At 69.6% G+C, this 25401-nt stretch carries 24 protein-coding genes and 1 tRNA gene; 10 read left to right on the forward strand and 15 right to left on the reverse strand.

The window, feature by feature from the left end; genetic code table 11:
* Nucleotides 1-296: 296 nt before the first annotated feature.
* Both HKK74_RS06110 and HKK74_RS06115 read right to left on the reverse strand, forming a co-directional pair.
* On the reverse strand, nt 297-1454 hold the full coding sequence (locus HKK74_RS06110) for a hypothetical protein (protein ID WP_187242088.1): 1158 nt from the start codon (nt 1452-1454) through the stop codon (nt 297-299).
* A gap of 185 nt (nt 1455-1639) precedes the next feature.
* A complete protein-coding gene (locus tag HKK74_RS06115; protein ID WP_187242089.1) occupies nt 1640-2626 on the reverse strand; it encodes a DUF6492 family protein in 987 nt (328 codons plus the stop codon).
* Between the two features lie 601 nt (nt 2627-3227).
* On the opposite strand from HKK74_RS06115, the gene HKK74_RS06120 reads away from it, so the two are divergent.
* Nucleotides 3228-3533, forward strand: a complete 306-nt coding sequence (locus HKK74_RS06120) for a hypothetical protein (RefSeq protein ID WP_187242090.1) — start codon at nt 3228-3230, stop codon at nt 3531-3533.
* Between the two features lie 282 nt (nt 3534-3815).
* Here the strand turns inward: HKK74_RS06120 and HKK74_RS06125 are convergent, their stop codons facing one another.
* Both HKK74_RS06125 and HKK74_RS06130 read right to left on the reverse strand, forming a co-directional pair.
* Entirely contained in the window at nt 3816-4310 is a 495-nt protein-coding gene (locus tag HKK74_RS06125; protein WP_187242091.1) for a protein-tyrosine phosphatase family protein, read from the reverse strand.
* Nucleotide 4311: 1 nt separating this feature from the next.
* Nucleotides 4312-4599, reverse strand: coding sequence for a hypothetical protein (locus tag HKK74_RS06130; protein WP_222721934.1), 288 nt, complete (start codon nt 4597-4599; stop codon nt 4312-4314).
* A 597-nt stretch (nt 4600-5196) separates the two neighbouring features.
* Between HKK74_RS06130 and HKK74_RS06135 the strand changes: the two genes are divergently transcribed.
* The 4 genes from HKK74_RS06135 to HKK74_RS06150 all read left to right on the forward strand — a co-directional run bounded on the left by HKK74_RS06135 (nt 5197) and on the right by HKK74_RS06150 (nt 8743).
* Nucleotides 5197-6348, forward strand: coding sequence for a sensor histidine kinase (locus tag HKK74_RS06135; RefSeq protein ID WP_187242092.1), 1152 nt, complete (start codon nt 5197-5199; stop codon nt 6346-6348).
* Nucleotides 6349-6467: 119 nt separating this feature from the next.
* Nucleotides 6468-6863 carry a hypothetical protein gene (locus HKK74_RS06140; RefSeq protein WP_187242093.1) on the forward strand — a complete coding sequence of 132 codons (396 nt, stop codon included), beginning with the start codon at nt 6468-6470 and terminating at the stop codon, nt 6861-6863.
* Between the two features lie 35 nt (nt 6864-6898).
* Nucleotides 6899-8107: a hypothetical protein gene (locus HKK74_RS06145; protein WP_187242094.1), complete on the forward strand. Its 1209-nt coding sequence runs from the start codon at nt 6899-6901 to the stop codon at nt 8105-8107.
* 36 nt (nt 8108-8143) lie between these two features.
* Nucleotides 8144-8743, forward strand: coding sequence for a hypothetical protein (locus HKK74_RS06150; protein WP_187242095.1), 600 nt, complete (start codon nt 8144-8146; stop codon nt 8741-8743).
* Between the two features lie 62 nt (nt 8744-8805).
* Here HKK74_RS06150 and HKK74_RS06155 read toward each other — a convergent pair whose 3' ends face one another.
* Both HKK74_RS06155 and HKK74_RS06160 read right to left on the reverse strand, forming a co-directional pair.
* Nucleotides 8806-9528, reverse strand: coding sequence for an AfsR/SARP family transcriptional regulator (locus HKK74_RS06155; protein ID WP_187242096.1), 723 nt, complete (start codon nt 9526-9528; stop codon nt 8806-8808).
* A 100-nt stretch (nt 9529-9628) separates the two neighbouring features.
* Nucleotides 9629-13261, reverse strand: coding sequence for an nSTAND1 domain-containing NTPase (locus tag HKK74_RS06160; RefSeq protein ID WP_187242097.1), 3633 nt, complete (start codon nt 13259-13261; stop codon nt 9629-9631).
* Between the two features lie 189 nt (nt 13262-13450).
* Here HKK74_RS06160 and HKK74_RS06165 point away from each other — a divergent pair, with 189 nt between their 5' ends.
* From HKK74_RS06165 to HKK74_RS06180, 4 genes are all read left to right on the forward strand, one after another.
* Nucleotides 13451-14476, forward strand: a complete 1026-nt coding sequence (locus HKK74_RS06165) for a CgeB family protein (protein ID WP_222721935.1) — start codon at nt 13451-13453, stop codon at nt 14474-14476.
* Nucleotides 14473-14979 carry a P-loop NTPase family protein gene (locus tag HKK74_RS06170; RefSeq protein WP_187242098.1) on the forward strand — a complete coding sequence of 169 codons (507 nt, stop codon included), beginning with the start codon at nt 14473-14475 and terminating at the stop codon, nt 14977-14979. The genes HKK74_RS06165 and HKK74_RS06170 overlap by 4 nt, the downstream gene beginning before the upstream one ends.
* Nucleotides 14980-15166: 187 nt before the next feature.
* A complete protein-coding gene (locus tag HKK74_RS06175; RefSeq protein ID WP_312881287.1) occupies nt 15167-15490 on the forward strand; it encodes a class I SAM-dependent methyltransferase in 324 nt (107 codons plus the stop codon).
* A 23-nt stretch (nt 15491-15513) separates the two neighbouring features.
* Nucleotides 15514-15753 carry a hypothetical protein gene (locus HKK74_RS06180; RefSeq protein ID WP_187242100.1) on the forward strand — a complete coding sequence of 80 codons (240 nt, stop codon included), beginning with the start codon at nt 15514-15516 and terminating at the stop codon, nt 15751-15753.
* A 14-nt stretch (nt 15754-15767) separates the two neighbouring features.
* Here the strand turns inward: HKK74_RS06180 and HKK74_RS06185 are convergent.
* Nucleotides 15768-15840 (reverse strand) — tRNA-Val (locus tag HKK74_RS06185).
* Between the two features lie 85 nt (nt 15841-15925).
* Entirely contained in the window at nt 15926-16828 is a 903-nt protein-coding gene (locus HKK74_RS06190) for a proteasome assembly chaperone family protein (protein WP_312881288.1), read from the reverse strand.
* A 284-nt stretch (nt 16829-17112) separates the two neighbouring features.
* On the opposite strand from HKK74_RS06190, the gene HKK74_RS06195 reads away from it, so the two are divergent.
* Nucleotides 17113-18294 carry a saccharopine dehydrogenase family protein gene (locus tag HKK74_RS06195; RefSeq protein ID WP_187242101.1) on the forward strand — a complete coding sequence of 394 codons (1182 nt, stop codon included), beginning with the start codon at nt 17113-17115 and terminating at the stop codon, nt 18292-18294.
* Here HKK74_RS06195 and HKK74_RS06200 read toward each other — a convergent pair.
* Genes HKK74_RS06200 through HKK74_RS06230 form a run of 7 tightly spaced genes read right to left on the reverse strand, consistent with a single transcriptional unit; the run spans nt 18281 to nt 25363 of the window.
* Complete coding sequence (locus HKK74_RS06200) at nt 18281-18799, reverse strand: LeuD/DmdB family oxidoreductase small subunit (protein ID WP_187242102.1); 519 nt, start codon at nt 18797-18799, stop codon at nt 18281-18283. The two genes, HKK74_RS06195 and HKK74_RS06200, sit on opposite strands and share 14 nt — an antisense overlap.
* A gap of 26 nt (nt 18800-18825) precedes the next feature.
* Nucleotides 18826-20106, reverse strand: coding sequence for a 3-isopropylmalate dehydratase large subunit (locus HKK74_RS06205; protein WP_187242103.1), 1281 nt, complete (start codon nt 20104-20106; stop codon nt 18826-18828).
* Nucleotides 20103-21365 carry an aconitase/3-isopropylmalate dehydratase large subunit family protein gene (locus HKK74_RS06210; RefSeq protein WP_187242104.1) on the reverse strand — a complete coding sequence of 421 codons (1263 nt, stop codon included), beginning with the start codon at nt 21363-21365 and terminating at the stop codon, nt 20103-20105. The genes HKK74_RS06205 and HKK74_RS06210 overlap by 4 nt, the downstream gene beginning before the upstream one ends.
* Nucleotides 21362-21940 carry a LeuD/DmdB family oxidoreductase small subunit gene (locus tag HKK74_RS06215; protein ID WP_187242105.1) on the reverse strand — a complete coding sequence of 193 codons (579 nt, stop codon included), beginning with the start codon at nt 21938-21940 and terminating at the stop codon, nt 21362-21364. Before HKK74_RS06215 ends, HKK74_RS06210 begins: the two co-directional genes overlap by 4 nt.
* 48 nt (nt 21941-21988) lie before the next feature.
* Complete coding sequence (locus tag HKK74_RS06220; protein WP_187242106.1) at nt 21989-23068, reverse strand: ornithine cyclodeaminase family protein; 1080 nt, start codon at nt 23066-23068, stop codon at nt 21989-21991.
* 49 nt (nt 23069-23117) lie between these two features.
* Entirely contained in the window at nt 23118-24161 is a 1044-nt protein-coding gene (locus HKK74_RS06225; RefSeq protein ID WP_187242107.1) for an aminopeptidase P family N-terminal domain-containing protein, read from the reverse strand.
* Nucleotides 24158-25363 carry a M24 family metallopeptidase gene (locus HKK74_RS06230; protein ID WP_187242108.1) on the reverse strand — a complete coding sequence of 402 codons (1206 nt, stop codon included), beginning with the start codon at nt 25361-25363 and terminating at the stop codon, nt 24158-24160. The genes HKK74_RS06225 and HKK74_RS06230 overlap by 4 nt, the downstream gene beginning before the upstream one ends.
* Nucleotides 25364-25401: the final 38 nt, after the last annotated feature.

The following is a 25401-nucleotide window of genomic DNA, read 5'->3' on the forward strand; positions in this document are numbered from 1 at the left end:
GGACCCTGCAAGCTGGTTGGCCGAGCAGATCGGGGCGTGTGAGCCGGATTGCCGCAATCCCGTGCGTACAGGCCGTCAGCAACCGCGTCGCGCTGCAGATTCCGGCCCCGCCACGAGGGATCGTCCGCGCCATCTGCCGTCAGGCCCACCCCCAGACTCGTGAGATCTGCGCAACTCACGGCGAAAGCTTCCGTTTAGCGGAAGTGCGGACTCGATGCCCTGCTCCCGCGACGGTCATTCGAGCATGCTCAGCTGCCTGACCGTCGCGGTCGCGCTCTTCCGCCGGATCCGGGGCCTCAGCGGCGCAGTGGCAGGTCGCCGGCCAGCATGATCACACCTTCGGCGCCGGAGCGGCTCGAGTGGCTTCCAGCGCTCCAGGTGCTCTGCGTTCCGGGAATCCACGCGATGCCGTGCAGGAGCGCGGGTAGGGGAAGCGGCGACGGGGTCCACGTCCCATTGGCGAAGTGCCAGATCTCGGACTCGTTCATGGCCCAGGCGCCCCCGGAGCCGTCGGGTGTTACGTCCCGGAAGTCGGTGACTGACTCCTTGGCCGGCTTGAGGCTCCACTCGGCCCCGTCCCAATGCAGCAGGATGCCATTGCTGGCCTCCGGTGCCTGGAATACGCCGACGGCCCACGCCTCTCCAGTGCCGGATGGCGCGACGTCGATGAGCACTGCCGACTGGTCGGCTTTCTCCGCCACCTCGGGGGTGGGCACCCGGTGCCAGGAGGTCCCGTCGTACCGGAGTGCGAGCGTGCGGCTTCGTTCCCCGGGCACTCGCTCGGTGCCGACCGCCCAGAACCCCGGCCGGGCGATCGGCCCGTCGGGATCGGCGCTCACCGAGACGCCTTCCAGAGTGCCCGGCGCGAGCACGGGAAGCGGGGCGTCCACCCAACCGGCCCCGTTCCAGCGCAGCAGAGCCGGTCTATGGGCCTCCACGGCGTCGTCGTAGCGGTATCCGCTCACGTGGGCCGAGCCCGGTCCGGCGGTGGCGACGCCGGTGGCGTGCACGTCGCCGGGGAGTTTGGCCCCGTCGGTCCACCGCGTGCCGTCCCAGCGGAAGGTGAGGACCGTGCCCTCGTCGGTGTTGCCGAGCACCCACAGGTTGTTCGGCGACGACGCCGCGGCCGCCCGCAACTGCGTCAGCGTGGGGGGCGAGGGGTGGCGTACCCAGCTGCCGCCGGTCCAATGGAGCACGAGCGTACGCACCCCACCCTCCGGAGCGGATTCCTGGCCGACCGCCCAGGCGTCACCGGGGCCGGTCGCGACGATGTCCACCAGATCGGTCAGCGGTGTGACGGGGGTCCGGTGGACCACCGTCCACCCGGGCGGCTCCGCGGCGTGGCCAGGGTCCGCCACCACGAGCAGAGACAAGACCAACAGCGCGAGCGCGGAACCGGCGGCGAACATCCTGACCCGCCAGGTACGGGCGGGTTTCAGACCGACGACGGACATGACGCCTCCTCTAGTCAATGGCTACGAAAGGGGACGCGCAACGGCGCTCCGAGGTGGCCGGAAACCGCTGGCCAAGATCGGACAGCCATGGCCAGAAGGATCGATGACCTCAATCTCGGGTCACATGCGATCCGAGGGTGATGAGCCTGTCGAGGTGGCCCGCCAGCCGGTCGAAAACGCCCGGGTCACGGCAGCGTCAGCGGGTCGAGGGCATGCGCGATACTCAGCTCACCTTGCACCAGGCACAGCTTCAGCGGCATGCCCGGGCGCAGTTCGCGGCGCAGATCCTCGGAGATGTAGTCCATCGTGGCAATCCGGTCGGCGTAGTCCAGAAACCGGTGGCAGCCCACAAGCTGCACGTCGACCGTGCGCGGCGCGCCAAGCACGTCGGCCAGAGCGAAACCGCCGGGAGCCGCGGCCTGGATGACCTCTGCCGCCGACACGTGCCGCATGGCGACGCGCTCGGGAAACAACCAGCAAGCAAAGTGCCGGTACAGCACGTACTCCGACGCACCGGTCCACTTCGAGGACTCGATGGTGGTCAGGAACGCGCGCCAGAACGGCATCCCGTGCGCGTCCTCCACCCGGCGCATCAACTCGGCCAGCACCTTCCGGTCGAACACCATATGGTGCTGCATCCCGCTGAAACGGTCGACCGGATGCCAGCCCGGCACCAGCCGGGCGGCGGCACTCAACGCCGAGTGCTGTCGCGGGGCCGCGGTCAGCCTGCCGATCGTCCAGCGCAGCGGATAGCCCATGGGCAGCCACACACCACCCTCATGCTCCACAAAGGACACATCGGCGACGAACGCGATGTCGGCGTCCACGACGAGTACATGATCCGGCGCGTCGGCACCAAGCAGGTCGAAGCAACGCAGCTTCAGCAGCTGTTGGAAGTACCACGACGCGTTGGAGTGCGGCGACCCGGCCGTGCGCAGCGCGGTCTCGATGTCACCGATGCCCGGCACCACCATCGACTCATCCAGCCACCGCACCCGTTCGTCAGGCACCCTCACCGGGAATCGCGACACGATGTGCACCGCTCGGATGGGATTGCGGCAATGCCGCAGCACTGAGTCCAGGCAAAACCGGACGCCCTGCGCGTCCTTCGGTGCGACCGGGATGACCACATCCAACTCCGGCAGGGAAACATCCGCGGTCATCAGTGTCATAAGAACATCATCCACGGACGCGGAGAGCACCACATCACTTTGCGCCCTAGCAGGGCTCCATTTCGCCATGCGGTCACGGACCAGTGTCACCGGCTCCGTCAGGCCGGTCCCCATTGCGCCACCACCTGGTGTACAGGAACACCAGCTGCCGGCGATGTGGAATGTTTGACCGGCTTCACAGCACATCGCCTTTACGTAGTAAGTTCCACGCGGGCGACGCCGACCGCCGTGCACAGCGCCACCGTCGCCGTGCCCTCTCCTTTGCCCAGCAGCAGGCCGTTACCGGCCATGACCACCAGACGACAAGCTGCACCATTCAATACCGCGCGGGCTCTCTTTCTCATTGCCCGCTGTGCCCAAAGGGTCAGTCGCGACTGTCTTGGAGCAACGTCAAGTATGGACATGTCGCGTTTTGGGCGGTTTTGTCCCGGGGATGGCGTTAGCGGAAGACGCGGTATGTGGCCATATGGGCGATAGATTCGAAGATGCACCTATTGTCCGTGCGGTGTGACGGTCGATTTCGCCCGAAGATCGCCGGCCCCGTGCCGCGCAGGTACGAACTCCAGGCTTCATGGCTCGAATTCTCCAAGGAGGTAGTCCTGTGGGAAGTCAGAAGCGCATGTCGCTCGCCATCTCCGGCCTGCTCGTCTCCGGAGTGTCGACCCTTGCGTTGGGTGCGGCCGCCCCTGCGGCCGCGGCGTCCACCACCACGGTCAGCACACAAAGCGCCAACCTGCCCTCCTGGGGTAAGTGGCGCGGTCGTGGCCACCACCGTGGCCACCACCGTCACCATGGCCGCCACCGCTGCTTCGAGCGCTTCAACGACTGCTGCTTCGAAGACTGCTGCTTCGACGACTTCGACGACTTCGACGACTTCGACGATGACGACTTTGACGATGACGACTGACGACTCCTGCTGAAAATACGGCGACAGGAGTGGCGCGGACGTGACGGCGCCGAACGGGCGGGGGCGATCGGGCCGCTCCTCGCATGGCACGTCACCAGGTACGGGGTCCCGCACCGGGGGATGCGGGCCCCGTACCGACCACCCAAATGAACGACGAGTTCCGGACTTCGGGTGCTATCGGTCCATGGCGGTGAGCAGGACCCGTTTACGCAACAGCGGCAGGCTGGCTCTCCCGAACATCTGCCGTTTGAGCAGTTTCAGGTTTATGTGGAATCTGATCTGTCAAGCCCGGAGATGCTTGACCAGCGTGTTGGTCCATTCTCGTTGCTCTTGGGTGTCTGGGACGGTGAGCCCTCTGGCCTGTTCGAGCTGGTTCCAGACCTCGTCTGGGGCGTTGTCGTTGAGGATCAGGAGGGCTGCGGCGAGAAGGGATGCGCGTCCGATGCCGAAGCGGCAGTGCGTGACGATGTGTGCGCCGCCCCGCAGCTGCTCAGCGAGTTGCTGCAGGGTGGGTAGAACGGCCGCGAGGTCGGGGACGTCGCGGTCGGGGATAGGGATCGCGACGAAGCGCAGACCTGCCACCTGGGCGGAAAGGGCCTCAGCTCCGAGGCCGGTTTCGTCGAGTTCGAGCGGGGTGAGTGCGCAGACCAGAACGTCGACGCCTTCTGCATTTAGGGCGGTCATCTCGTCGTGCAGCCAGTCTCCGCCTCGGGGCTTGGCCATGGTGCTCAGCCGGCCGGGGCCGGGGTGATCGACGGTGTAGAGGGTGGGACGCATGTCAGCAGCAGTTCCGATCGGGTCGGCCGGTAGGTGACTCGACGATGAGTGGCAGTGATCTGCCGGGCTCGGCGCGTAGCTCGCGGGGAGTCGGGCCGGCGGGAGTGGCGACGCCTGCGAGACGTTCAAGGAGCTGGTCGAGGGCGGTTTGGCCGTCGTCCACGGCGGCGCGTTCGTCGTCGGTGAGCGGGATGCTCACCAGCATGCGCTGCAGGTTGTCCTTGGCCTCAAGCAACTGGGCCTTTGTCGAGTCCTTGGGAGTATAGAAGTCGCACTTGGCGCAGGCCATGCGGTGCTGGCACTGCTCGAAGAAGGTGTAGGAGCACAGGCCGTGGCCGAACTACCGGTACGTCTGGATACGCAACCAGTGCTACGCCGGGCTGGCCGCCGCGACAGCCTGCACGTACCCCGCTGCTCGATGACGCGGTCCGTTTCGTCGGCACCCGGTTGCTCGAGGACGGCACCCGCCTCAAGCCCGCCTACACGAGCCGCCAACAAGCCAGACCGAGCGTCGCACCACCCGCCGCACCCGCCAGCGCCCCACGGCGCCGTGCGACCCACGCCTGCACGCAACGCCCGTACGCCCGCTCATCGAAACCACCGTGCGTATGCCGTCGATCAGTTACCGACGCGTCCACGTCGGCGGCCGGCCAGGCCTCTTGCCCTGCGGCAGCAACGGCTCCAGCCGCGCCCACCGGCCGTTCGTCAGATCACCACGCCCCACGGGGACTGATCACCTACGACCTTGATCCACTTTCGCAACACGCCCTACACGAGTCTTTACGGCTTGAGCGCATTGCCAGCCCCGCCCCTTCATCGAACCAGGAGGGCTGCTTCGTAGGGGCCCTCCACCAGGTCTACGCAAAGGAAGTTGCAAGATACATGTATGGGCGGAAAGTGGGTCTCGGTTGCCACGCGGCATCGCGCTGTGCTCTTAGACCTGCTGCTGGCGGCCGCGGTGATCGCGTTCACCATCCCGACGACCGCCATCGGCAGTACCTTCTCGCTCTGGGGGCACCTACCGCACTGGCTCCAGTTCCTCGTGGGCTCGGTCACCGCCGCGACCATGCTGATACGGCGCCGCACCCCCTGGCCCGCGATCATCGCCTCGGCCGCCTGCGCCTGCATCACCGGGCAGACCGTGCCGATGATCCTCGCCGCCTTCTCGATGACCGCCGAGCGCAGGGTGCGCCGATGGCCTTACGTGGCACTGATGCTGATGCCGGTGTACATGGCGGTCGACTACGTGAACCCGTACACGGACGAGATCCTCTACCTGATCGTCGTACGCGCCGCGACGTTGGTCTACCTTCCCATGCTGGCAGGGACATGGGTGTGTGAGTACCGGCGGTTGATCAGCGAGTTGCGGATCGGGGTGCATGAGCGTGAGGAACTCGCCGCCTCCGAGGAACGCCGCAGGATCGCCAGGGAGATGCACGACACAGTGACCCACGCGGTCACCACCATGGTCCTCAACGCCGGCCTCATCCAGACCACCACCGACCCCGCTGAGAACCGCGAGCTCTCAGCGGGCATCGAGGACAAGGGCGTCCAAGCGCTCAACGAACTGCGCCAGCTGCTCACCGTGCTCCGCCGCGAGGACATGCCCTCGGCCGCGGGGGTGGATGGGATCCCCCGCCTGGTCAAGGAGGCCGAGGACACCGGACTGCGGGTCAGCCTCCACCTCGACATCCCCCCAAACGCGCTGCCACCGCAGATCGCCCACGCCTGCTACCGGATCGTCCAAGAAGGCCTGAGCAACGTCCGCAAGCACGCGCCGAACGCCCAGGTCCGCGTCACCTGCGAGTCCACCGACGACCAGTTGCACGTTGCCGTGATCAACAGCCCCGACCACGCCGACCGCGACGGCTCAGAGATTCCCCGGGCGGCATCCCATACTGGAGGGAGCTACGGCCTGGCGGGCATCAAAGAGCGTGTCGCCCTCGCAGGCGGCCGACTGACCACGGGACCGACGCCCGACGGCGGCTTCGCCCTCGTGGCCTGGCTTCCCCTCCCCGCTGACAAGGGACGCCGTTAACGGACGTATCACAAGCCGCGCGGCGGGGTCGTCGCCTCGTCTCGGCCGGGTCGCTATCCCCGGCAACCGGACGCAGCCGGTGAGAATCGGTGCGCACCATGTCGTCCAGCACATGGGCGGTGTCGAAAAACACCGTCGCGAAGTTGATGGCCGAGTTGGGCCTGGTCGCCCGGCGCAAGAAGAGGCGCAAGGGCCTGACCAAGGCTGACGTCTCGGTCCGTAAGGCGCCGGACCTGCTGCAGCGGCATTTCGACCCGCCGGAGGCTCCGAATGTGGCGTGGGTGGGTGATCTGACCGAGATCCCCAACGACGAGGGGCCGTTCTACCTCGCCTCGGTCCTGGAACTGGCCGGGCGCAGATGCGTGGGCAGGCCAACCTGCCCCAAGCGAGCGCGCGGCCGAGAACTACAAGACCGAGATCACCACAACCGAAGTCTCTACGGTTTCAGGGGATTGCCACGGGAGACGCAGCCGAGACGCTCACGGGACGCGCGGGAGACGGGGGAACGGCCGTAATGGGCGCGTACAGCTTCTCTCCAGAAGGAGTCCTGATGAAGCTCAAGCTCCGTTATCTGATGATCCCGGCGGCCTGTGTGCCGTTGACGATCGCCGGCCTTCCCACCGGGGCATGGTCGGCATCGACGGCGGCCGACGCGCCGACGGCAGCGACGGCGACCGGCACCCTCGCGTCCGGCATGGTGGCGAACGACGGGACCGCTATCGGTCATGCGAGCGTCGTCGCCGTGGCATGGCCTCGCCCAGAGGTGCTCGCCACCGCTGCCAAGGGAGCCACGTTCACCCTGCCGGTCGTGGCGCGGACGAAGACCGACGCGGCCGGCCGGTTCACCCTGCGGCTCGACGAAACCTCGCTGCCCGCGCGGTTCCGCGGGACCGGCGGGCAGGTCGACATCGAAATGATCGCGGCCGACTCCGTACGGGAGGTCCACTGGCGGCAGACCGTCACGCCGTCCGGCGCGGCGAACGTCCAGTCGGTCGCCGGCCCGTCCGGTACCGTGCCGGCCTCGTTCACCTTCGACCTTGGCCGCAGGCCGTCGGTCCTGGAGGGAAGCGCGGCCGGCTCGGGGACGAACACGCTCGCGGCGGCGCACGCCGATTCCGGGGGCGCCGCGAAGTCGTACGCGACCGCCGCCGCGAGGCGTCCCTGCGGGAGTCCGCTCAGCGTCACGATGGGGCCCAGGCACAACGGCCTTCGCGAGAAGTTCATGAAGGTCCTCGCGTGGAGCGGGGCGAAGGCGACCGTGGAGCAGACGACGTCGTCGACACATCAACTCGGCGTGGGAGCCAAGTATTCGGGTGAGAACTGGTCCGCCAGCGGCAAGGTGTCCGTCCAGACGAGGATCGAGGGGGGCGCGTCCACCGACAACGTGGCCGACGCCTACGTCTGGAACAAGGTCAACTACCGGGACATCATCGTCAAGTGCATCGCGCCCAGCGGTGGCTGGACCCGCACGGACCGCACCCCGACGGGATTCAACGACCTCAACGCCGATTTCACCCGGGCCCCGCACACCAACCTCAGGTTCTGCGCCACGAAACTTCCCGGCAAGTACTGGAAGACCAGGGGGCGGAACACGACCTTCGAAACCGGTGTCGATATGGGACCCATCAGCGTCAGCGCCCAGGCGGGTTTCGACTCCAATACCAAGCTGCAGTACGTCGTGACGAGGAAGAGCAAGCTCTGCGGCAACTCCTCGGCCGGATGGCTCAGCTCTTCCCAGATCGAGTCGCGCAGGCCGTGATATCGCGCCATGGTTCGGATGAGAGGTGCTAAGTCCGTGCGGATCAGGGCCCTGGCGATGTCGCTCTGTCTGATCGTGTCCGGCACCGCGGGCTGCGCGGTGGAGACGCCGCGGCACGTCTCGCCGAGCTCGGCGATCCGGCTGGACCAGCCCCGGCTGGTCCAGCCGGATCCCAGCGAGTTCGGCGCGGCACTGCCGACCACCCGGACGGGAACGCCGTACACCTTTGCGGACATCGTCGTCTGCCTGAACCGTCCGGGGAAGGTGACGGTGGAGAGTGCGGTCGTCGTCGGCCCGTCCGGCGGGCTGCGCCTCGACGCGCTCGCGACACGGCCGAGCGTCAACGGGCGTAGCCAGGTCGGCGGCGCGAATCTGTCATTGGCGAAGCTCGGCTTCTCCCCGGGCGGTGCCACGGTCATCGACCGGGTCTGCCCGGCCGCCCCCCGGGGTGCCGGAGCCGTCGGGAACTACTACGAGCTCGGCCTGCAGTTCTCCAAGACCGACGATGTCACCGCCACGGGGCATGGCGTCGACGTCCACTACCACACCGAAGCGGGCGCGGAGATGACCCTGCGGATCCCGTTCATTCTCGTCCTGTGCAAGGGACGGGATCCCGCCGTGCCGGACTGCGGGTGACTCCCGTACGGCGGTATCTCGGAGACGTCTCCGAGATACCGCGTCGGCGCCGGCGACGGATGTCACCGGGGCGTCGCGAAGATGGATCGGAACTCCGGGCTCGGCTCGACGTCGAGCTCTTCCCGGAGGAGGAGCGAGTATCCGGCGTGGATGCGCTTGGCGGTGGCGATGTCCCGGCGGGCCAGGTTGGCCCGCACCAGGAGCCGGTGCAGCCCCTCGTTCAGGTCGTCGACCGCAATGGCCACGGACGCCAGCTCGATCGCGTCCGGGATCCGGCCCTGCGCCAGGCTCGCCTCGGCGAGCCGCTCCAACGCCAGAAGCCGGAGACGATCCCACCGCTGCCTGGCCAGATACACCTCCTCACTCTCGCATCCCGGCAGCAGCGGCAGGCCGAGTGGTCTCCAGTCGCCGATCGCGGCGAGCTCGTCGTTCACCGCCTCCGGAGACAGAATGTGGCGCGCCAGCGTCACGGCCTCCTCGATGTCGACGCGGACGCCTTCAGCGAGCCCGACCGTGTCCTGACTCGCGCGTACGACGCGGTCCGCGGTCAGCCGGCGGATCCGCCAGAGCGTCTGCCGCAGGCGCTTGGCCGCGGCCTCGGGCTCGATGTCCGGCCAGAGGCGTTCCGCGATGAGCGCGCGCGGCACCCTGCGGTCCTCCAGCGCCAGGAGGGCGACGAGATTCCGCGGGAACTCCGCGAGCATGACCTCGCTCTCGTCGATCCGGCAGGCGAACGATGACAGCAGCTGAACGCGTGCCGTCCCATCAGAAACGTCGCTGAGCACCCGTCTCCCCTTTCGGTCCCGGAGACAGTTCTAGGCGGGCGGATAATTGTCCGGCTATCCCGTTCTCAGCCGGACAACCGCTTTTTGGATACGCGGCCCGTTACGCACAGCTCCTGGACGACGCCGAACGCCGGCCGGTGAGAGCGCACAGCTTCCCGACCGCCTCCTCCGGCCGTACGACCCACGGGATGACGGTGTGGTCCTCGCTCGCGGAGGCGAGTGTGCTTCCGTCGGGGCTGAACGCGAGACCGGTGACCGGGGCCGTGTGACCCGACAGAACGGCCCACCGCGCCCGGTGCGCGACATCCCAGACGACGACCTTGTGGTCGAACCCGCCGCTGGCCAGGAAACGCCCGTCGGGGCTGAACGCCACCGCCCGCGCGGACGAGGCGTGCCCGCGCAACGTGGCGGCCACGGCGCGCCGCCGAACATCCCAGAGCAGCACGTCGCCGCTGCCGGTCGCGGCGGCGAGCAGCCGCCCGTCCGGACTGAAGGACACCTGCGCCGTCTCCCCGGACCGGCCGCGCAGCGAGGCCGCCACCGCACGTCCGGAGACGTCGAACAGAGTGACGGTCTCAGTCCTGTCGCTCGCGGCGAGCAGCCGGCCGTCGGGGCTGAACGCGACGCCGGTGACCGCGTCGCCGGTGACCACTTTGCCGGTCCGCAACGACGCGATCGGCCGGCGGGTGCCGGCGTCCCACAGCACGACCCGGCCGTCGCCGACACCGGTCGCGACGAAGTTCCCGCGCGGCGCGAAGGCCACGCCGGTCACGGTGCCGCCGACGTCGAGAGTGCCGAGCCGGCGTCGGGCCCCGACATCCCAGATCCGGCCCGCGCCGGAATCGCCGGTGGCGAGGAGCCGACCGTCCGAGCTGAACGCGACGGCGTTGATCCGGCCGTTGTCGACGGCGCTCCCCGCCTGATCGTCCTCGGCCAGCTCCGCGAGGGGTGCGGAACGCCCCGGCGCCCACAGCCGGGCGGCGGACTCAGCGCCGCCGGTCGCGATGTGACGGCCGTCGGGGCTGAAGACGACCGAGGTCACGTCGCCGATGTGACCGGTCAACGGCATCCGGTCCATGTCCCACACCACGATGCCGTCGTCCCCGGCCGAGGCGATCAGGCGGTCTCCGGGGCCGGTCACGACGTCGTTGACGGCACCGGAATGGCCGGCCAGCGCGACGATCCGCGCCTGGTGGTGAACGTCCCACAGGATCGTCGCGCCGCTGGAATCGCCGGAGACGAGGCGCCGCCCGTCGCGAAGGAAGGCCAGGGCACGCACCGCGCCGGTGATTCCGGTCAGGCGGAGCAGGTTGTCGCCGTAGCGCCGGGGATCGGAGACGCTGACGTCGTGACCGAGGTCGATGGAGCCGGCCCACGCGTTCCCATCGGAGCTGACCGCCTCGACGGGGTTCGGCACCTCGGAGGGCATCGGCCCAGGATCGGTATCGCTCGGGAGCGTGGCGCCGCCGCCAGGACTCCGGAGCGCGTTTCCCCGCGGCGCGACGAGGGCGTTGTTCCGCAGGCCCGGATAGGCACGCCGTCCGGCGTCCCATTCGGTGGACTCCATCCTTTGCTCATCTCGCGGCGAGCGCCTGCCGGTCGCCACGGCCCATACGGTCGGCAGGGCGTCCAGCTCGCCGTCGGCGGGAATGACGCCGTCGGCGAGGAGCAGCTTTCCGTCCCGGCTGAACCCCAACCCGGTCACCGTGGCCGCCCGCTGCGCGATGAGGGTCCGCACCGGCGTACGCCGCGCGGCATCCCAGATGATCACCCTTCCCGCGGTGTCAGCCGAGGCGATCGACCGCCCATCGGGGCTGAACGTCACCGCCTGGACCGGGCTGCGATGACCGGTCAGCGTGGCGACCCGCCTGCGCCCCACCAGGTCCCACACGATCAGGCCCTGGTCCACGCCACCGGACGCCAGCAGGGAACCGTCGGGGCTGAAGGCCACCGACGCCACCGCGCCGACGTGACCGGCCAGGCGAAAGCCGAACGGCTGATGACCGGCGACGCTGAGCAGGCTGCTGCGCGCCTCCTCCGTGGGCGCGATCCCGTACGACCGCAGCGCGAGGCGTGCCGACCCGCCCACGTCCGTCCCGGCCACGGCAAGGGCCTCGGCCGCCAGTTGCCGCGATCGGGACATCTCCCGCTGCCGCCACGCGACCGATCCGGTGAGCACGGACACCACCAGGAGCACCGACAGCGCCACCGCGAGGCCGCGCAGCCGGCGGTTGCGCCGCACGATCCCGGCCAGCTCGGCTCGCTCGGCGGCGACACTCGCCGCGAGGAAGGACCGCTCGAGCGTGGTGAGCAGCTCGCTGTTCTCCTCGCGCTCGACCCACTCCTGGGTGGCCGTCAGCCGGGTGCCGCGGAGCAGCGCGCCTGGGTCGCGGTTCAGCTCCTGCCAGGTCGCGGCGGCCTCGGTGAGCCGCCGGTGGACGCGCAGGCCCTCACGGTCCTCGCTCAGCCAGTCGCGCAGGCGTGGCCATGAGCCGATCAGTGCCTCGTGCGCGATCTCCGCCGTACCGGGGCCGAGACTGACCAGCCTGGCCCCGGCCAGCCGCTCCAGCACCACCGCAACCTCGGCGGGCTCGCCGACGTCCAACTCCGCGCGTTCGACACGGCGACGCGTTTCCCCGCCGCCTTCCCCCACCTCGACGAGCCGCAGGAGGATATGCCGGGTCAGCCGCTGCCGTTCGGGCGACAGCTCGCCGTAGACGTGTTCGACGGTGCGGGCGACCGCCCCGCGTACGCCGCCGGTGGCCTCGTACCCGGTCACGGTCAGGGCCTTGCCACCGCGCCGGCGCCAGGTCTCCAGCAGCGCGTGCGAGACGTGCGGCAGGGCGCCTGGTTCGTTGCCGGCGTCCTGGATGATGGTCGCCACGAGCGCGGGCTCGACTGTGAGGCCGTCACGGGACGCGGGTTTGACGATCGCCTCGCGCAGCTCGCCGGCGCTCATCGGCCCGACGAGCAGGCTCGCGTCTCGGAGCGCGCGGACCAGTGCCGGGTGCTCGGCGCACCGCCCGTAAAAGTCCGCGCGTACGCCGATGACGACCCGCGCGCTCGCGGCCGACATGAGCGCGTCGATGAACCTCGTTCGCTCTCCCGGGTCCCGGCAGAGCGTGAACACCTCCTCGAACTGGTCGACGATGACCAGGCCGGTGAAATCATCGGACAGGTCCGGCAGCCTCTGTAGCGGACGCGGCCCGGGCGTGAGGACCCTGGCCGCCTGGCCGCGGCCGTCCGCGGACAGCCGCCCCGCGTGCGCGGCCGGTACGAGCCCCGCCCGCAGCAGCGATGACTTCCCGCTGCCCGACGGCCCGAAGACTCCGAGGAACCGGCCGCCTCTCAGTCGGTCGACCAGCTCGCCGACCAGCCGGTCACGGCCGAAGAACCGATCCGCGTTCTCGGCCCCGTACGTGGCCAGCCCCAGGTACGGAGGAGTACCGTCCTCGCGCGTTCGCGCGGCGAGCGTCGCCGCGGCCGCCCGCCAGCGTTGTTCCCACTCGGCGGGATCGGCCCCGCAGCCCTCGGCGTAGAGCACGGTCACCCGCAGGGTCGGAAGCCGCTCACCACCCGCCGCGTCGGACAGTGTGGTCACCGAACACCCAGACCGTTTCGCCAGTTCGCGGTAGGTCAATCCGGCCTCCCGCCGCAGTTCGCGCAGCTGGTGCGCGAACTGCTGAGTCACCCCCGCGCTGGGATCGACCGGTCGTTCAGGACGTCCCACCATGGCTCTCTCCCTACGAGGACCCGAATGGTGATCGATGACAGTCGAAGACTGTAGGCGGATACCAGCAGTCAAGTCGGCATATGTTCCCAGATCAGGAGGGGACCCCCCGAGGCCGCGTTCGCGTCACTGTGCGGCGTCTCGTGCCGGCCTCCAGCGGCAAGACCACACGCCACCGGCTGAATCGCGGTGGTGACCGCCAACCTCATAGACGGATTGCGCTCAGAGGGACACGAGATCGTCTTTCTACAGCCCAACCGGGACCTCCAGGAAGCCGGCACGGACCTACGGCGCCTCTACCGCTGGCATGACGGTCGACCGGATATCGACGCGCTGATGCTGGAGTGGCGATGGCCGATCCCCGGCCGCAACAACACCCCCTGCGGGATGCCCGGCCACACCTGCGATCTCCACCGGCAACACGATCTACTCACGTACTACACCGACAGGCAGGGGCTCCCGACTGTCGTGTGGGACAAGGACAGGCAACTCCCGGCCGATGATCCACTCCGCAGCCGCTCGAACGTCACGGTGTGCGAGGCCGCCTTGTATCCCACGAAGGGAGCTGTCTCACTGCTGTTTCCGGTGGCGGATGCGGCCCTGGACGCGGATCCGAATGCGCTCGCTGGAGGACAGCGGCCCTGGCCTTTGACCTACGTCGGTAACCAATACGACAGAGACGAAGTCTTCACCCGCTACTTCGCGCCGGCCGCTGCGCAGCACCAGCACCGCGTGGCCGGGAAGTGGCCGCGCACAGAGGCGTGGCCACATGTGACCTTCATCGGCCGCGTGCCGTTCCCACGGGTGCACATGCTGTACAGCTCATCGGTGTCCACGATCCTGCTGCTCCCCGACCGGCTCATGCAGGCCGGGCAGATGACCCAGCGACTCGCTGAGGCCGTCCTCGCAGGTTGTGTCCCCCTGGCACCGGCCGAACTCCAGGGCGCCGGCTACTTCGTCCCCGACTACCTGCACGTTCGGGATGGTGCCCAGGCCGCCGCGTCGATCACCCGGCTCATGCCGATGTCCCTGGCCGAGCGGGCCGATGCGATCGGAGATTGCCTGGCCAAGCTCGACATCATGAGGGCTTCGCGGCAGATCTCCACCCTCCTGGACGTACTCGGGAACCGGCAGCCGCGACATCCTCAAAGACCCCCTCAAAGGAGCGCAGACGACACATGCACCACTCATCCCAGCGGCTACAGTCCACACCCATGAAACGCATCGCCGTCGTCGGCTGCGGCGGCTCCGGCAAGTCGGTCCTGGCCAGAGCACTCGCGGAGCAGACCGGCTATCCGATCACCCACCTGGATGCCGTCTACTACGACGACGACTGGAACACCCTCCCCATGGAGAAGTTCGCAGTCCTTCAACAGGAGCTTGTAGCCGAACCGACGTGGGTGATCGACGGAAACTACGCCTCGACGCTCCCCATCCGGCTGGCCGCGGCCGACACCGTGGTGTTCCTGGATCTTCACCCGATCACCTGCCTATGGGGCATCGCCCAGCGACGCATCCGCTACCGGGGCGGACAGCACACCAACGGGGTCTACGACCGGGTCAACTGGGGCTTCGTCAAGTACGTGTGGGGATACCGGCGCAGTATGGCGCCCCGAGTCCGCGACCTGATCGCCGAACACGCCGGCCACGCCGAGGTCCACGTCGTGAAGTCCCGCCGCGCCGCCACCAAACTGGCCGCCGTCTTGGGGTCATCGACCTGACCAACCCCCGGAGGTACCCGTGTCGGCGAACCCGTTCCTGGACCGCGATGTCGTCCCTGCCCTCTACTCCTCCACCGATCGCACAGCCCGGCGCAGCAGCTCCCTGTTGAGCTCGAAAACCCACGGACACAACACGGCGGACGTCGTAGTCGGCTTAGCCGCCGAGACCGGCCTTCCGCCTGCTCCCGTGATCGCCGACATCGGATGCGGCCGCGGCGGAACCACCGTGAGACTGGCCGCCCGATTCCCGGCCGCCCGGTTGCTCCCGATCGACACCTCCCCGGCGATGGTCACCGCGACACGAGCCCGAACCACCGCAGACCTCCACCGGATCAGCGGCGCAGTCGGTGACTTCCACGCATTGCCGCTCCGGGACAACTCCTGTGATCTGGCCGTCGCCGTGTTCTGCCTCTACCACTCACGCCTTATTGAGCGGTCTGGACTGGCCGCAGCCATCTGGTTCGGCGACTCCTGGCACGACAACTACCTGACCCAACCGAACGTCGGCTGACCTCGGAAACGACGCTCCAGGGCGTGCGGGGCATCTACTCGCACGTGACCGAGGCGATGCGGCAGCAGATCCTCGACGGCCTCCGGGCCCGGTGGGAGACGGCCCTCAAGGAGCGCGCCGCGCTCTGGCCGGAGTCGCCGGTGCCGGTCCTGGACGGCCTGCTGAAGGAGCTCGACAGCAAGGCCGAATCCCCCACTCCCGAAACGATCTCCACGATTCCCCCAATACGAGGGAAGAGCCCCACTCTCGTTGTAGGAGAATGAGGCTCTGAGCTGCGTGGGCACAGCTGGATTCGAACCAGCGACTCCTGGTTTGTAAGACCAGTGCTCTAACCACTGAGCTATGCGCCCTCATCGGGACATGCCCGCCCGATGACCGGGAAAGCGTACCCGGTCGGCCTCCGCTTCGCGAAACCGTTAGAGCGCCCCCGGTCGCCTAGGGCTGCTGCGGGTCGGAGCCGTCCTGCTCGGCGAGGAAGCGCTCGAACTCGGCCCCGAGCTCGTCGGCGGTCGGCATCTCCTGCTGCTGGGCGAGCAGGCTCTCGCGGTCGGCAGCCCCGGCGAAGGCGTCGTACTGGCGCTCGAGCGCCTGTACGACCTTCTCGACCTCGTCGGACCCGGCGACCTGCTCGGCGATCTCGGCGTCGGCCCGGGCCGCGGCCTCGCGGAGCGGGTCGGAAGGGATCACCAGCCCGGTGGCGGTCATGATCGCCTCGAGGCCGGCCACCGCCGCCGCGGGGTAGTCCGACTGCGCCAGGTAGTGGGGAACGTGCACGGCGAAGCCGAGCGCGTCGTGCCCGGCCTCGCCGAGACGCAGTTCGAGCAGGGCGGCGGCGCTGCCGGGCACCTTGACGGTGCCGAACCACGACGACTTGGTGACGAGCTCGGGCCGGGTGCTGTGCGCTGTAAGGCCCACCGGACGGGTGTGCGGCACCCCCATCGGGACGCCGTGCAGGCCCACGGTCAGGCCGACGTCGAGGCGCTCGATGAGCGAGCGGACGGCCGTGGTGAATCCCTCCCACAGCCGGTCGGGCTCGGGCCCGGTGAACAGCAGGAACGGGCTGCCCGCCTCGTCGTGGACCAGGTGCACCACCAGCTCGGGGGCGTCGTAGTCGGCCCAGTGGTCCTCGTCGTAGGTCATGACCGGGCGCCGCGCGCGGTAGTCGATGAGCTCGTCCACGTCGAACCTGGCTATCACCCGGTGCTCGAACGTGTCCAGGATGTGCTCGCGCACAAGCTGTCCGACCGATCCCGCGTCCATGAAGCCGTCGAGGCTGTGCAGCAGCACCGGCCTGGTCAGCTCCGGCAGATCCGACTCCAGCTCGTAAAGATCGCGCACCGTTTCCCCTACCTCTTCCCCTTATCGCCAACGTACGCCCACTGAGATGAACACACGACAGTTCGTAGTACATCCCGGTGAACCGGACGCACATCGCAACGACCACACTACGAGGTTGATACGACGACAACGTCATCCGTTCGGCGCACCCCAAGGTTACGGTGGTCGGCGCGTCGCTTACCGCGACCGTCCGATCGTCCGTCCCGCATCCGTCCGTCCGCCCGGGTGGCGGCGGCCGTGACCGGCCGCCACAATCGGTGCGGACTCCGTGAGAAGGGACCCCGATGACCGTCGGCCGCACCTACGACCTCGTCCTGTTCGGTGCCACCGGTTTCACCGGCAAGCTGACCGCCGAATACTTGGCGGAGCACGCGCCGGAGGAGACCCGCTGGGCGCTGGCCGGGCGTGACCGGGGCAAGCTGGAGGCGCTGCGGAGCCGGCTCGCGGCCATCAACCCCTCCTGCGCGGACCTGCCGCTGCTGCACGCCGACGTGACGGCGCCGAAGACCCTCGACGTGATAGCCGCGGCCGCCCGCGTGGTCGTGACCACGGTCGGCCCGTACATCCATCACGGCGAGCCGCTGGTCGCCGCCTGCGCCGCCGCGGGCACCGACTACCTGGACCTGACCGGCGAGCCCGAGTTCGTCGACCTGATGTACGTGCGCTACCACGCCCAGGCGATGGCGAGCGGCGCTCGGATCGTGCACGCCTGCGGGTTCGACTCGATTCCGTACGACCTCGGCGCCTATTTCACGGTGCAGCGGCTGCCGGAGGACTCGCCCATCCGCCTCGAGGGATTCGTGCGGGCCAAGGGCGTGCCCTCGGGCGGTACGACCCGTACGGCGATCACGGCGGTCTCCAGGGCCCGCCAGACGCTCCAGGCCGCGCGGGCACGGCGGAGGGTCGAGCCGGAGCCATCCGGCCGCCGCGTCCGGCTCCACCGGGGCCTGTCGCACTTCGCGCCCGTGTCGGCCGCCTGGACGACGCTCCCGCTGCCCAGCATCGACCCGCAGATCGTGGTGCGGTCCGCCGCCGTCCTCGACCGGTACGGCCCCGACTTCACCTACGGCCACTTCTGCGCAGTGCGCAATCCGGCGATGGCGGCGGGCGCCGTCGCGGGCGCCACCGGGCTGCTCGTGCTGTCACAGATCCCGGCGGCCCGTGACCTGCTGCTGAAGCTCCGCAGCCCGGGCGAGGGGCCCTCGGCCGAGCAGCGCGCCAAGAGCTGGTTCAACGTGCGCTTCGTCGGCGAGGGCGGCGGCCGGCGGGTCGTCACCGAGGTCGCTGGCGGCGACCCGGGCTACGGCGAGACCGCGAAGATGCTCGGCGAGTCGGCGCTGTGCCTGGTGTACGACGACCTGCCCGCGACCGCCGGGCAGCTCACCACCGCGGTGGCCATGGGCGACCCGCTGATCGAACGGCTGCGGGCCGCCGGCATGACCTTCCGCGTCCTCAAGACGACCTGACGGCCTCGCTCCCGAACAGCTCGGGGCGCCGCGCGGCCAGTTTGATCAGCCCGCCCTCTTGGAGCATCTCGAGGAGGAACGGGTCGGCGGGCGGTACCGTCCGGGTCACGCCCGTCGTCAGGTTCGTGAAGGTGCCCCGGGCGACGTCGACGCCCACCTGATCACCGTCGCTCACCAGATCGGCGATGCCCTCGATCTCGAGCGCGGGCAGCCCGATCTCGAAGCAGTTGCGGTAGAAGGTCCGCGCGAACGTTCCGGCGACGACGCAGCCGATGCCGGTCGCCCGCAGGGCCTTGGTGGCGATGGCCCGCCCGGACGACTGGCCGAAGTGCCGGCCGGCGACGACGACGTCACCGGGCCGGACCTCGACGGGGAACGCCGGGTTGAGATCCTCCAGCACGTGCTTGACGATCTCTTCCATCGGCTCGAACACATAGCGCGACTTGACCAGCCGGTCGGTCGGGATGTTGTCGCCGAACTTCCAGCATCGCCCTTCGAACCTCATGGACACCTCTCGTGTCTGTGACGGGCTCACCGCGAGCCCGGCCGATCGAGATCCGCGGTGATCTCGCGCGGGTCGGTGATGTGGCCGGTCACCGCGGACGCGGCGACCGACGCCGCGGAGGCGAGGTACATCTGGGCCTCGCTGCTCCCGTTGCGGCCGGGGAAGTTGCGGGCGTGGGTCGAGATCATCGCCTCGCCCGCGGCCATCGCGCCCATGTTGGCGGCCTGGTTGGAACCGGTGCTCGGTGGAAACCAGGTCGCGCCGGCCTCGTGCAGCGGCAGGACGAGCCCGCTCCGCTCCGCCTCGGCGAACACCTCCCGGCTGGCCGGGACGATGTTGAACCGGACGTCCGGATGCACCTTGCGATCGCGGAGCACGGCCGCGGCCAGCCGGATGTCCTCCAGGCGTCCGCCGCCGTGCCCGCCGAGCTCGGCCCACTGGACCGGGATGCCGGCGACCGCCTCGACCGGCTTGACGTTGCCCACGGTCGGCGGGCAGGCGACCTGCGGCCCGAGCCCGCCGACGTCGTAGCGCCGGACGGTGGCGGCCTCTCCCCCGTCGCTGCGCTCCATCCGGTCGTACGGCGCGCCGGGCAGTCCCGCGGCGAACGCCTCGGTCACCTCGTCGGGCTCGACGTAGCCGCACTTGGCCCCAAGGTCCACGGTGGCCAGGGGAAACAGCCAGCGGTCCCAGAACGGCAGCGCCTTGACGTACGGCCCGGCGAACTCCAGCGCCGCGTAGATCATGCTGCCCTCGCCCATCTGGCCGACCAGCCACAGGGCGACGTCGCGCGGCGACGTGCCCGGTGCCACCACGCCGTCCAGCTCGATCCGGACGGTGTGCGGCACCTTGAACCACGCCTTGCCGTACGGCAGCACCGTGCCTGCGTGCGAGTCGTTGCCGAGCGCGACGGCCAGGGCGCCGAGGACGCCGTGCACGGGCGTGTGGCTGTCGGAGCCGACCACGATCATCCCCGGCCGGATGAGCCCGCGCCGCACCGCGACGTTGTGGATGTTCCCGCTGCCGCAGTCGAAGAGGTGGATGCCGTGGCGGCGGGCCCATTCCCGGTTGGACTTCAGAACCGCCGCCTGGCGCTCGGTCGCCGGCGCGAAGTGGTGATCGAAGACCATGACGACCCGCTCCGGGTGGCGGATCGGCAGCTTCACCTCGTCTTCGAAGACCTTGGCGGTCAGGTAGCCGCTCAGGTCGTGCATGATCAGGCGGTCGACGTCCGCGACCACGATGTCGCCGGGTTCCACGGACGCCCGGCCGCCGGCGCGGGCGAGGATCTTCTCGACGAGGTTCACCGGAGCACGTCCTGCGGGTTGGTGATGGATCCCCGGATCGCCGAGGCCGCTGCGGTGGCCGGGCTGCTCAGGTAGATCTGGGACTGGTAGCTGCCCATGCGGCCCTGGAAGTTGCGGTTGGCGGTCGAGAGGGTGACCTCGCCGTCCGCCATCGCCCCGCCGTTTCCGGCGCACGCGCCGCAGCCGGGGTTGGTGATCGTGGCGCCGGCCTCGATCAGCGTCGAGAGGACGCCGTCGGAGGCCGCCTTGGACATCACGGTGCTGGACGCGGGGGTGACGATCAGCCGTACGCCCGGTGCCACCTTGTTCCCCGCGAGCACCTCCGCCGCGATCACCAGGTCGTCGTATTTCGCGTTCGCGCACGAGCCGATGAAGACCTGGTTCAGCCGCGTCCCGGCGACCTCGTCCACCGGCACGACGTTGTCGACGGTGTGCGGGACGGCGATCTGCGGTGCGAGCGCCCGGCCATCGAGGTCGACGACCTGCCGGTACTCGGCGCCGGCGTCGGGCAGCAGCTCCTCGTACCCGTCGGGTTCGACCCCGGCGTCCGCCAGGTAGCGCCGGGTCACGTCGTCGGGCGGCACGAAGGCGTTCTTCGCGCCCATCTCCATGGCCAGGTTGCAGAGGGTCATCCGCTCGGAGACCGACAGCGACTCCACGTACGACCCGTGGAACTCGACCGAGCAGTAGGTGGCGCCGTCGGCGGTGAGATCGCCGATCAGCCGCAGCATGATGTCCTTGGGATGGGTCCCCGGCGGCAGCGGCCCCTCGATCACGATCTTGATCGACTCGGGTACCCGCAGCCAGAGCTTTCCGGTGACCCACGCCGCCGTGATCTCACTGAACCCGACCCCGGTTCCGAAGGCGCCGAGCGCGCCGTAGATCGTGGAGTGCGAGTCGGTGCCGATGATCAGCTGCCCCGGCCGGATGTGCCCGTTCTCCATCAGGACGACATGCGCGATGCCCGCGTTGACGTCGTAGAACTTGCTGACGCCCATGCGCTCCGCGAACTCGCGGCAGAGGCGATGGTCGCCCGCGGTCTTGGCCGAGTTCGCCGGCGAGATGTGGTCCATGACCATGGCGATGCGGTCCACGTCGTACAGCGTGTCGACGCCCATCCGCTCCAGGGTGCGGATGCACCGCCAGCTGGCCGTGTGGCTCATGTACAGGTCGGGGTACGCGTCGACGATCTGACCGGGTACGAGGCCAGTCTCCCCCGACGCACGCTCGAGCGCCTTCTGCGCGAAGGTCTTCGTCATCGAACCGTCTCCTCTGTGCTCGACGCCTTGCTCGACGCCTTGCTCGACGCCTCGCTGGACGCCTTGCTCGACGCCCCCTTCGACGCCTGCTCGGTCAGGTACGCGATCAGCCCGCCGGCCTCGAGGATGGTCCGCAGGGCCTCCGGGTACGGCGCGAACCGGAACCGCTCGTCGCCCACCTCCACGACCCCGGCGGCGTAGTCGACCCAGACCTCGCCACCGTCCTGTACGGCGGTCACGGCCTCGGGGCTCTCGACGGCGACCAGGCCGGTGTTGATCGCGTTGCGGAAGAACACCCGCGAGAACGACGCGGCGACCACCGCGGTGATGCCCGCCCCGATGAGGCAGGTCGAGGCCTGCTCACGGGCGCTTCCGCACCCGAAGTTCCGCCCGGCCACCACGACCGAGCTCGCCCGGAGCCGCCGCTGGACCTCGGGCCCGAGCGGTTCGAAGGCGTGCTCGGCCAGTTCGGCCGGGTCGATGCTGACCAGATATCTGCCCGGGATGATGACGTCGGTGTTGACGTCATCGCCGAACGTGATGCAGGTTCCACCGACGCGATGTTCCGTGGCCATGTCCGGTTCCTCTCTCTCCCCTGTGGTCCGGTGCTCGTGCGGCAGGCCCTACGGGCTCGTCTCCTCGAGCAGCCAGTCCGTGGGGACCTCGTGGCCGAGGCCGCGTTCCTCGGCGAGCCGCAGCGCGCGGGCGCACACGGCGGCGAACTGCAGGCCCATGCCGGTGTTGTTCGCGAAGATCGTGATGTCGTCGGGGCCGTCCCGCCCGGGGGCCTCGCCGGTCAGCACCTCGCCCAGCTCGCGGATGTCGTCCCAGGCCAGGCGGCCGCGTTCGACCGGGCCGAGGATGTCGTACTGCTTGTCGTGGTGCACCTGCTCACGGGACAGCACCACGATCCGGTCGGCCCGGTCGAAGGTCGCGTCGTCGAGCTCCCGCCGCGTCGCGGTGCCGTCCGGATTCGTGATGCAGGTCACGTGGGTTCCCGGCTCCAGCCACGCGCCCTCGAAGCAGGGGTCCATCGCCGCCGTGGCGCAGGTGACGATCCCGCAGCCGGCGACGGCGTCCCTCGGGTGGTCGACGGCGACGATCCGCCGCCCCGTGCGCTCGGTCCACTCCGCGGCGAAGGCCTCCCGGTTCTTCGGCGTCGGGCTGTGGACGCGCACCTCCTCGATCTCCGGCCGTACGTGGAGGAGGAACTCCAGGTGGGCCTGCGCCTGCCAGCCCGAGCCGAACATCCCGGCCACGGTGACGTCCTTGTTCGCGAGTTCCCTGATGCCCAGGGCCGAGGTGGCGCCCACCCGCATCTTCTGTACGAAGCTGTCGTGCAGGATCGCGAGCGGCTCCAGCGTCGTCATGCTGTAGAGGGTCACCAGGCCGACGTAGCGCCCGCCGGGCGCCGCGGGGATCAGCCGGCGCCGCTGCACGCCGTTCGCCAGGGTCTCGACACCGGCGATGTCGGAGGTGATCCGCAGCGCCCACACCCCGCTGGAGACGTTGCCGCCCTCCTGCGACTTGAACCGGAACCGGAAGCCCGGATGGCGCTCGTCCTCGATCGGGAAGTACGTGTGGTTGCGCGGCCGGTTCGCGGCCTTGCCCGCGGTCAGCTCGCGGTACGCCGTCTCGAGAGCGGAGATGGTCTCCTGCGCGGTGAGCACCTGCTCCACGTCCGCGTTCGACAGAATCCTCACCGCAGCGGCCCCCCGCACTTCACCGTGACGCTTCTCGACATGCTCGTCGTCATCCCTTCGTCAGACACTCGGCGCTCTCCTCGCCGACCAGCACGGTGTCGGCCACGACCGCCCGCCCGCCGTCGGGGAGGGCGACGTCGATCGTGATCGCCCCTACGGCGCCGAGGGCGAGCCGCATGTCGCCGGCATGCCGCTCGAAGTCGCCGTTCGTCGCCAGATCGGCCTGGTTGGTCCAGGCCACGTCGTGCACCGAACCGTCCGGCAGGCCGGCGAGGGCCGGTCGTGCCGCAGCGGACAGGTCGGTCTCCGGTGCTCCGTCCCTCGCCGCGCCGATCGCCGCCCGCAGCGCGGTGTCGAGCGCGGACGCCCAGGCCGGGCCGTCCGTACCGGCGACCACCCTGGCCGCGCGCAGCCAGCCGTACCGGTACTGGCCGGTGATCTCGATCGAGGCGACGCCGTCGCGGGTCGTGGCGGTGTCGACCAGCACCTCGGCGTAGCCGCCGCCGCGGAGCTCGCGCTCGGCGGCCGACACCCACGCCGTGGCCGGGCCGGGCGGCGTGACCTGCGCCGTCGCCCGGGCCATCAGCGCCGCACCGTCACGAAGGAGCGCCAGCTCGTGCTCGGACGGGACCAGCCGCTGTTCCCGTACGAGACCGCCGAGCGGCCGCAGCTCCCAGCCCGGCAGCGCGGCGGTCAGGTCGGCCACGATCGTCGCGGGCCACAGCCGCCCTTCGACGAGCCCGACGACGCCCGGCTCGCGGCCGGCCAGCAACTCCTTCACCAGCGGGCCGAAGCTCTTGCCGCTGCGCAGGTCCTCGACGTTCGAGGTCCGCCGCATCCAGGTGTGCACCCGGGGGGACAGCTTGGTGAGGAAGACCGGGTCGCCGGTGGCGGGGACGGCGACGATGCCCTCGTTCCAGTAGATGCACAGGTTGGTGAGGTACCCGACGTCGTCGGAGCGGTAGACGTCTCCGTAGACCAGGGCGACGTCCACCCCGTCGGCCGGCAGCCGCCGCTGGAGGGCGGCGACCCGCCCGGCCCGCTCGTCCTCGGGGATCTCGGCGTGGTCGAGCACTACGAGGCCGCGTTTCATGATGCCCTCTCTTCACTGGTGGAGAAGAGCTTCCGCTCGGTGCCGATGAGGATCTCGGCGCCGGTCTTCGTGACCACGACGGGATCGCCGAGGACGTGGTAGCCGGCCAGCGGCGTGAAGGTGTTCGGGTGGATGATGAACACCGCACCCTCGGGCAGCACGGTCTCGTTCCCCTCGATGATCGGGGTCTCGTCGAGGTGCAGCCCGTGCCCGTGCCCTCTCACCCGGGTGTACTGGCTGGTGCAGTACTCCCCGTAGCCGTGCCGCCGGAAGACGTCGTTCTGCGCCACCGCGACCTCGTGGGCGGTCACGCCCGGCCGTACGACCGACACGCCGGCGTCCACCGCCTCGTTGAACAGGTCGAACGACCGCCGCTGGCCGTCGCTCGGCTCGCCGACGACGGCGGACCGGCAGATCTGCAGCCAGTAACCGTCCATCTGGGGGGTGAGCTCGGTACGGACCATGTCGCCGTCTTCGAGCAGCCTGCGTCCCGGTGGGGTCATGCCGCGCACCTCGTCACCACCCGAGGCGATGAGCATGAAGTTGTCCTCTGCGCCGAGGCGCTTCAGCTCGCTCTCCACCTCGGCCACGATCCGGTACTCGGGCAACCCCGGTTCGAGGACGTCGACGAAGGCCCGCCAGCCGGCCTCGCAGACCGTGGCGCTGCGCCGCATCCGGGCGATCTCCCATGTGCTCTTGGTCAGGCGTACGTCGTCCATCAGGGCCGTCGCCGAAACGATCTCGGCGGTCGGCACGGCACTGCGCAGTGCGTCGGCCAGCACCACCGGGAGGAGCTCGCCGTGGGCCACCCCGACGCGCTTGGGCGCGAGGTCGGCGAGGCGGCTCGTCAGCGCGGCCGCCTCGGGCAGCTCCAGCACGCCGGCGTCGGTCACCCACCCGCCGGCGATGATCGCGGCGGCATCGGCCCGCCGCACCGAGAACGCGACCGGCTCGCCGGCCGCGGGCAGCAGGACCAGCGCCACGCTGCCCCGCACCGGTGCGTCGGTGAGATAGCGGACGTTCTCCCGCCGCCACCCCGGCGCGAACGCCACCAGGGCGTCCAGCCCCTGATCCGCCATCGCGCTGCGAATCAGGCGGTATCGCCGGTCCCGTTCGGCCTGGTCTCCGGCCGACGGCGGACCGCCCGCCGGCACTACGCCGGCCGGCGACGCGGTCGCGCCGCCATCGAGTAGCCGTGTCATGTCTCCACCCCTTTTGCTGCGCGGTTCGTTCCGGGCAT

Source organism: Actinomadura alba, from assembly GCF_014323705.1.
Classification (GTDB): domain Bacteria; phylum Actinomycetota; class Actinomycetes; order Streptosporangiales; family Streptosporangiaceae; genus Actinomadura_C; species Actinomadura_C alba.

Excerpts from the sequence above, each read along its gene's own strand:
- HKK74_RS06110 (WP_187242088.1), bottom strand. The coding sequence starts at position 1,454 with ATGTCCGTCGTCGGTCTGAAACCCGCCCGTACCTGGCGGGTCAGGATG.
- HKK74_RS06115 (WP_187242089.1), bottom strand. The coding sequence starts at position 2,626 with ATGACACTGATGACCGCGGATGTTTCCCTGCCGGAGTTGGATGTGGTC.
- HKK74_RS06125 (WP_187242091.1), bottom strand. The coding sequence starts at position 4,310 with ATGCGTCCCACCCTCTACACCGTCGATCACCCCGGCCCCGGCCGGCTG.
- HKK74_RS06130 (WP_222721934.1), bottom strand. The coding sequence starts at position 4,599 with ATGGCCTGCGCCAAGTGCGACTTCTATACTCCCAAGGACTCGACAAAG.
- HKK74_RS06135 (WP_187242092.1), top strand. The coding sequence starts at position 5,197 with ATGGGCGGAAAGTGGGTCTCGGTTGCCACGCGGCATCGCGCTGTGCTC.
- HKK74_RS06145 (WP_187242094.1), top strand. The coding sequence starts at position 6,899 with ATGAAGCTCAAGCTCCGTTATCTGATGATCCCGGCGGCCTGTGTGCCG.
- HKK74_RS06160 (WP_187242097.1), bottom strand. The coding sequence starts at position 13,261 with ATGGTGGGACGTCCTGAACGACCGGTCGATCCCAGCGCGGGGGTGACT.
- HKK74_RS06170 (WP_187242098.1), top strand. The coding sequence starts at position 14,473 with ATGAAACGCATCGCCGTCGTCGGCTGCGGCGGCTCCGGCAAGTCGGTC.
- HKK74_RS06195 (WP_187242101.1), top strand. The coding sequence starts at position 17,113 with ATGACCGTCGGCCGCACCTACGACCTCGTCCTGTTCGGTGCCACCGGT.
- HKK74_RS06200 (WP_187242102.1), bottom strand. The coding sequence starts at position 18,799 with ATGAGGTTCGAAGGGCGATGCTGGAAGTTCGGCGACAACATCCCGACC.
- HKK74_RS06210 (WP_187242104.1), bottom strand. The coding sequence starts at position 21,365 with ATGACGAAGACCTTCGCGCAGAAGGCGCTCGAGCGTGCGTCGGGGGAG.
- HKK74_RS06215 (WP_187242105.1), bottom strand. The coding sequence starts at position 21,940 with ATGGCCACGGAACATCGCGTCGGTGGAACCTGCATCACGTTCGGCGAT.
- HKK74_RS06225 (WP_187242107.1), bottom strand. The coding sequence starts at position 24,161 with ATGAAACGCGGCCTCGTAGTGCTCGACCACGCCGAGATCCCCGAGGAC.
- HKK74_RS06230 (WP_187242108.1), bottom strand. The coding sequence starts at position 25,363 with ATGACACGGCTACTCGATGGCGGCGCGACCGCGTCGCCGGCCGGCGTA.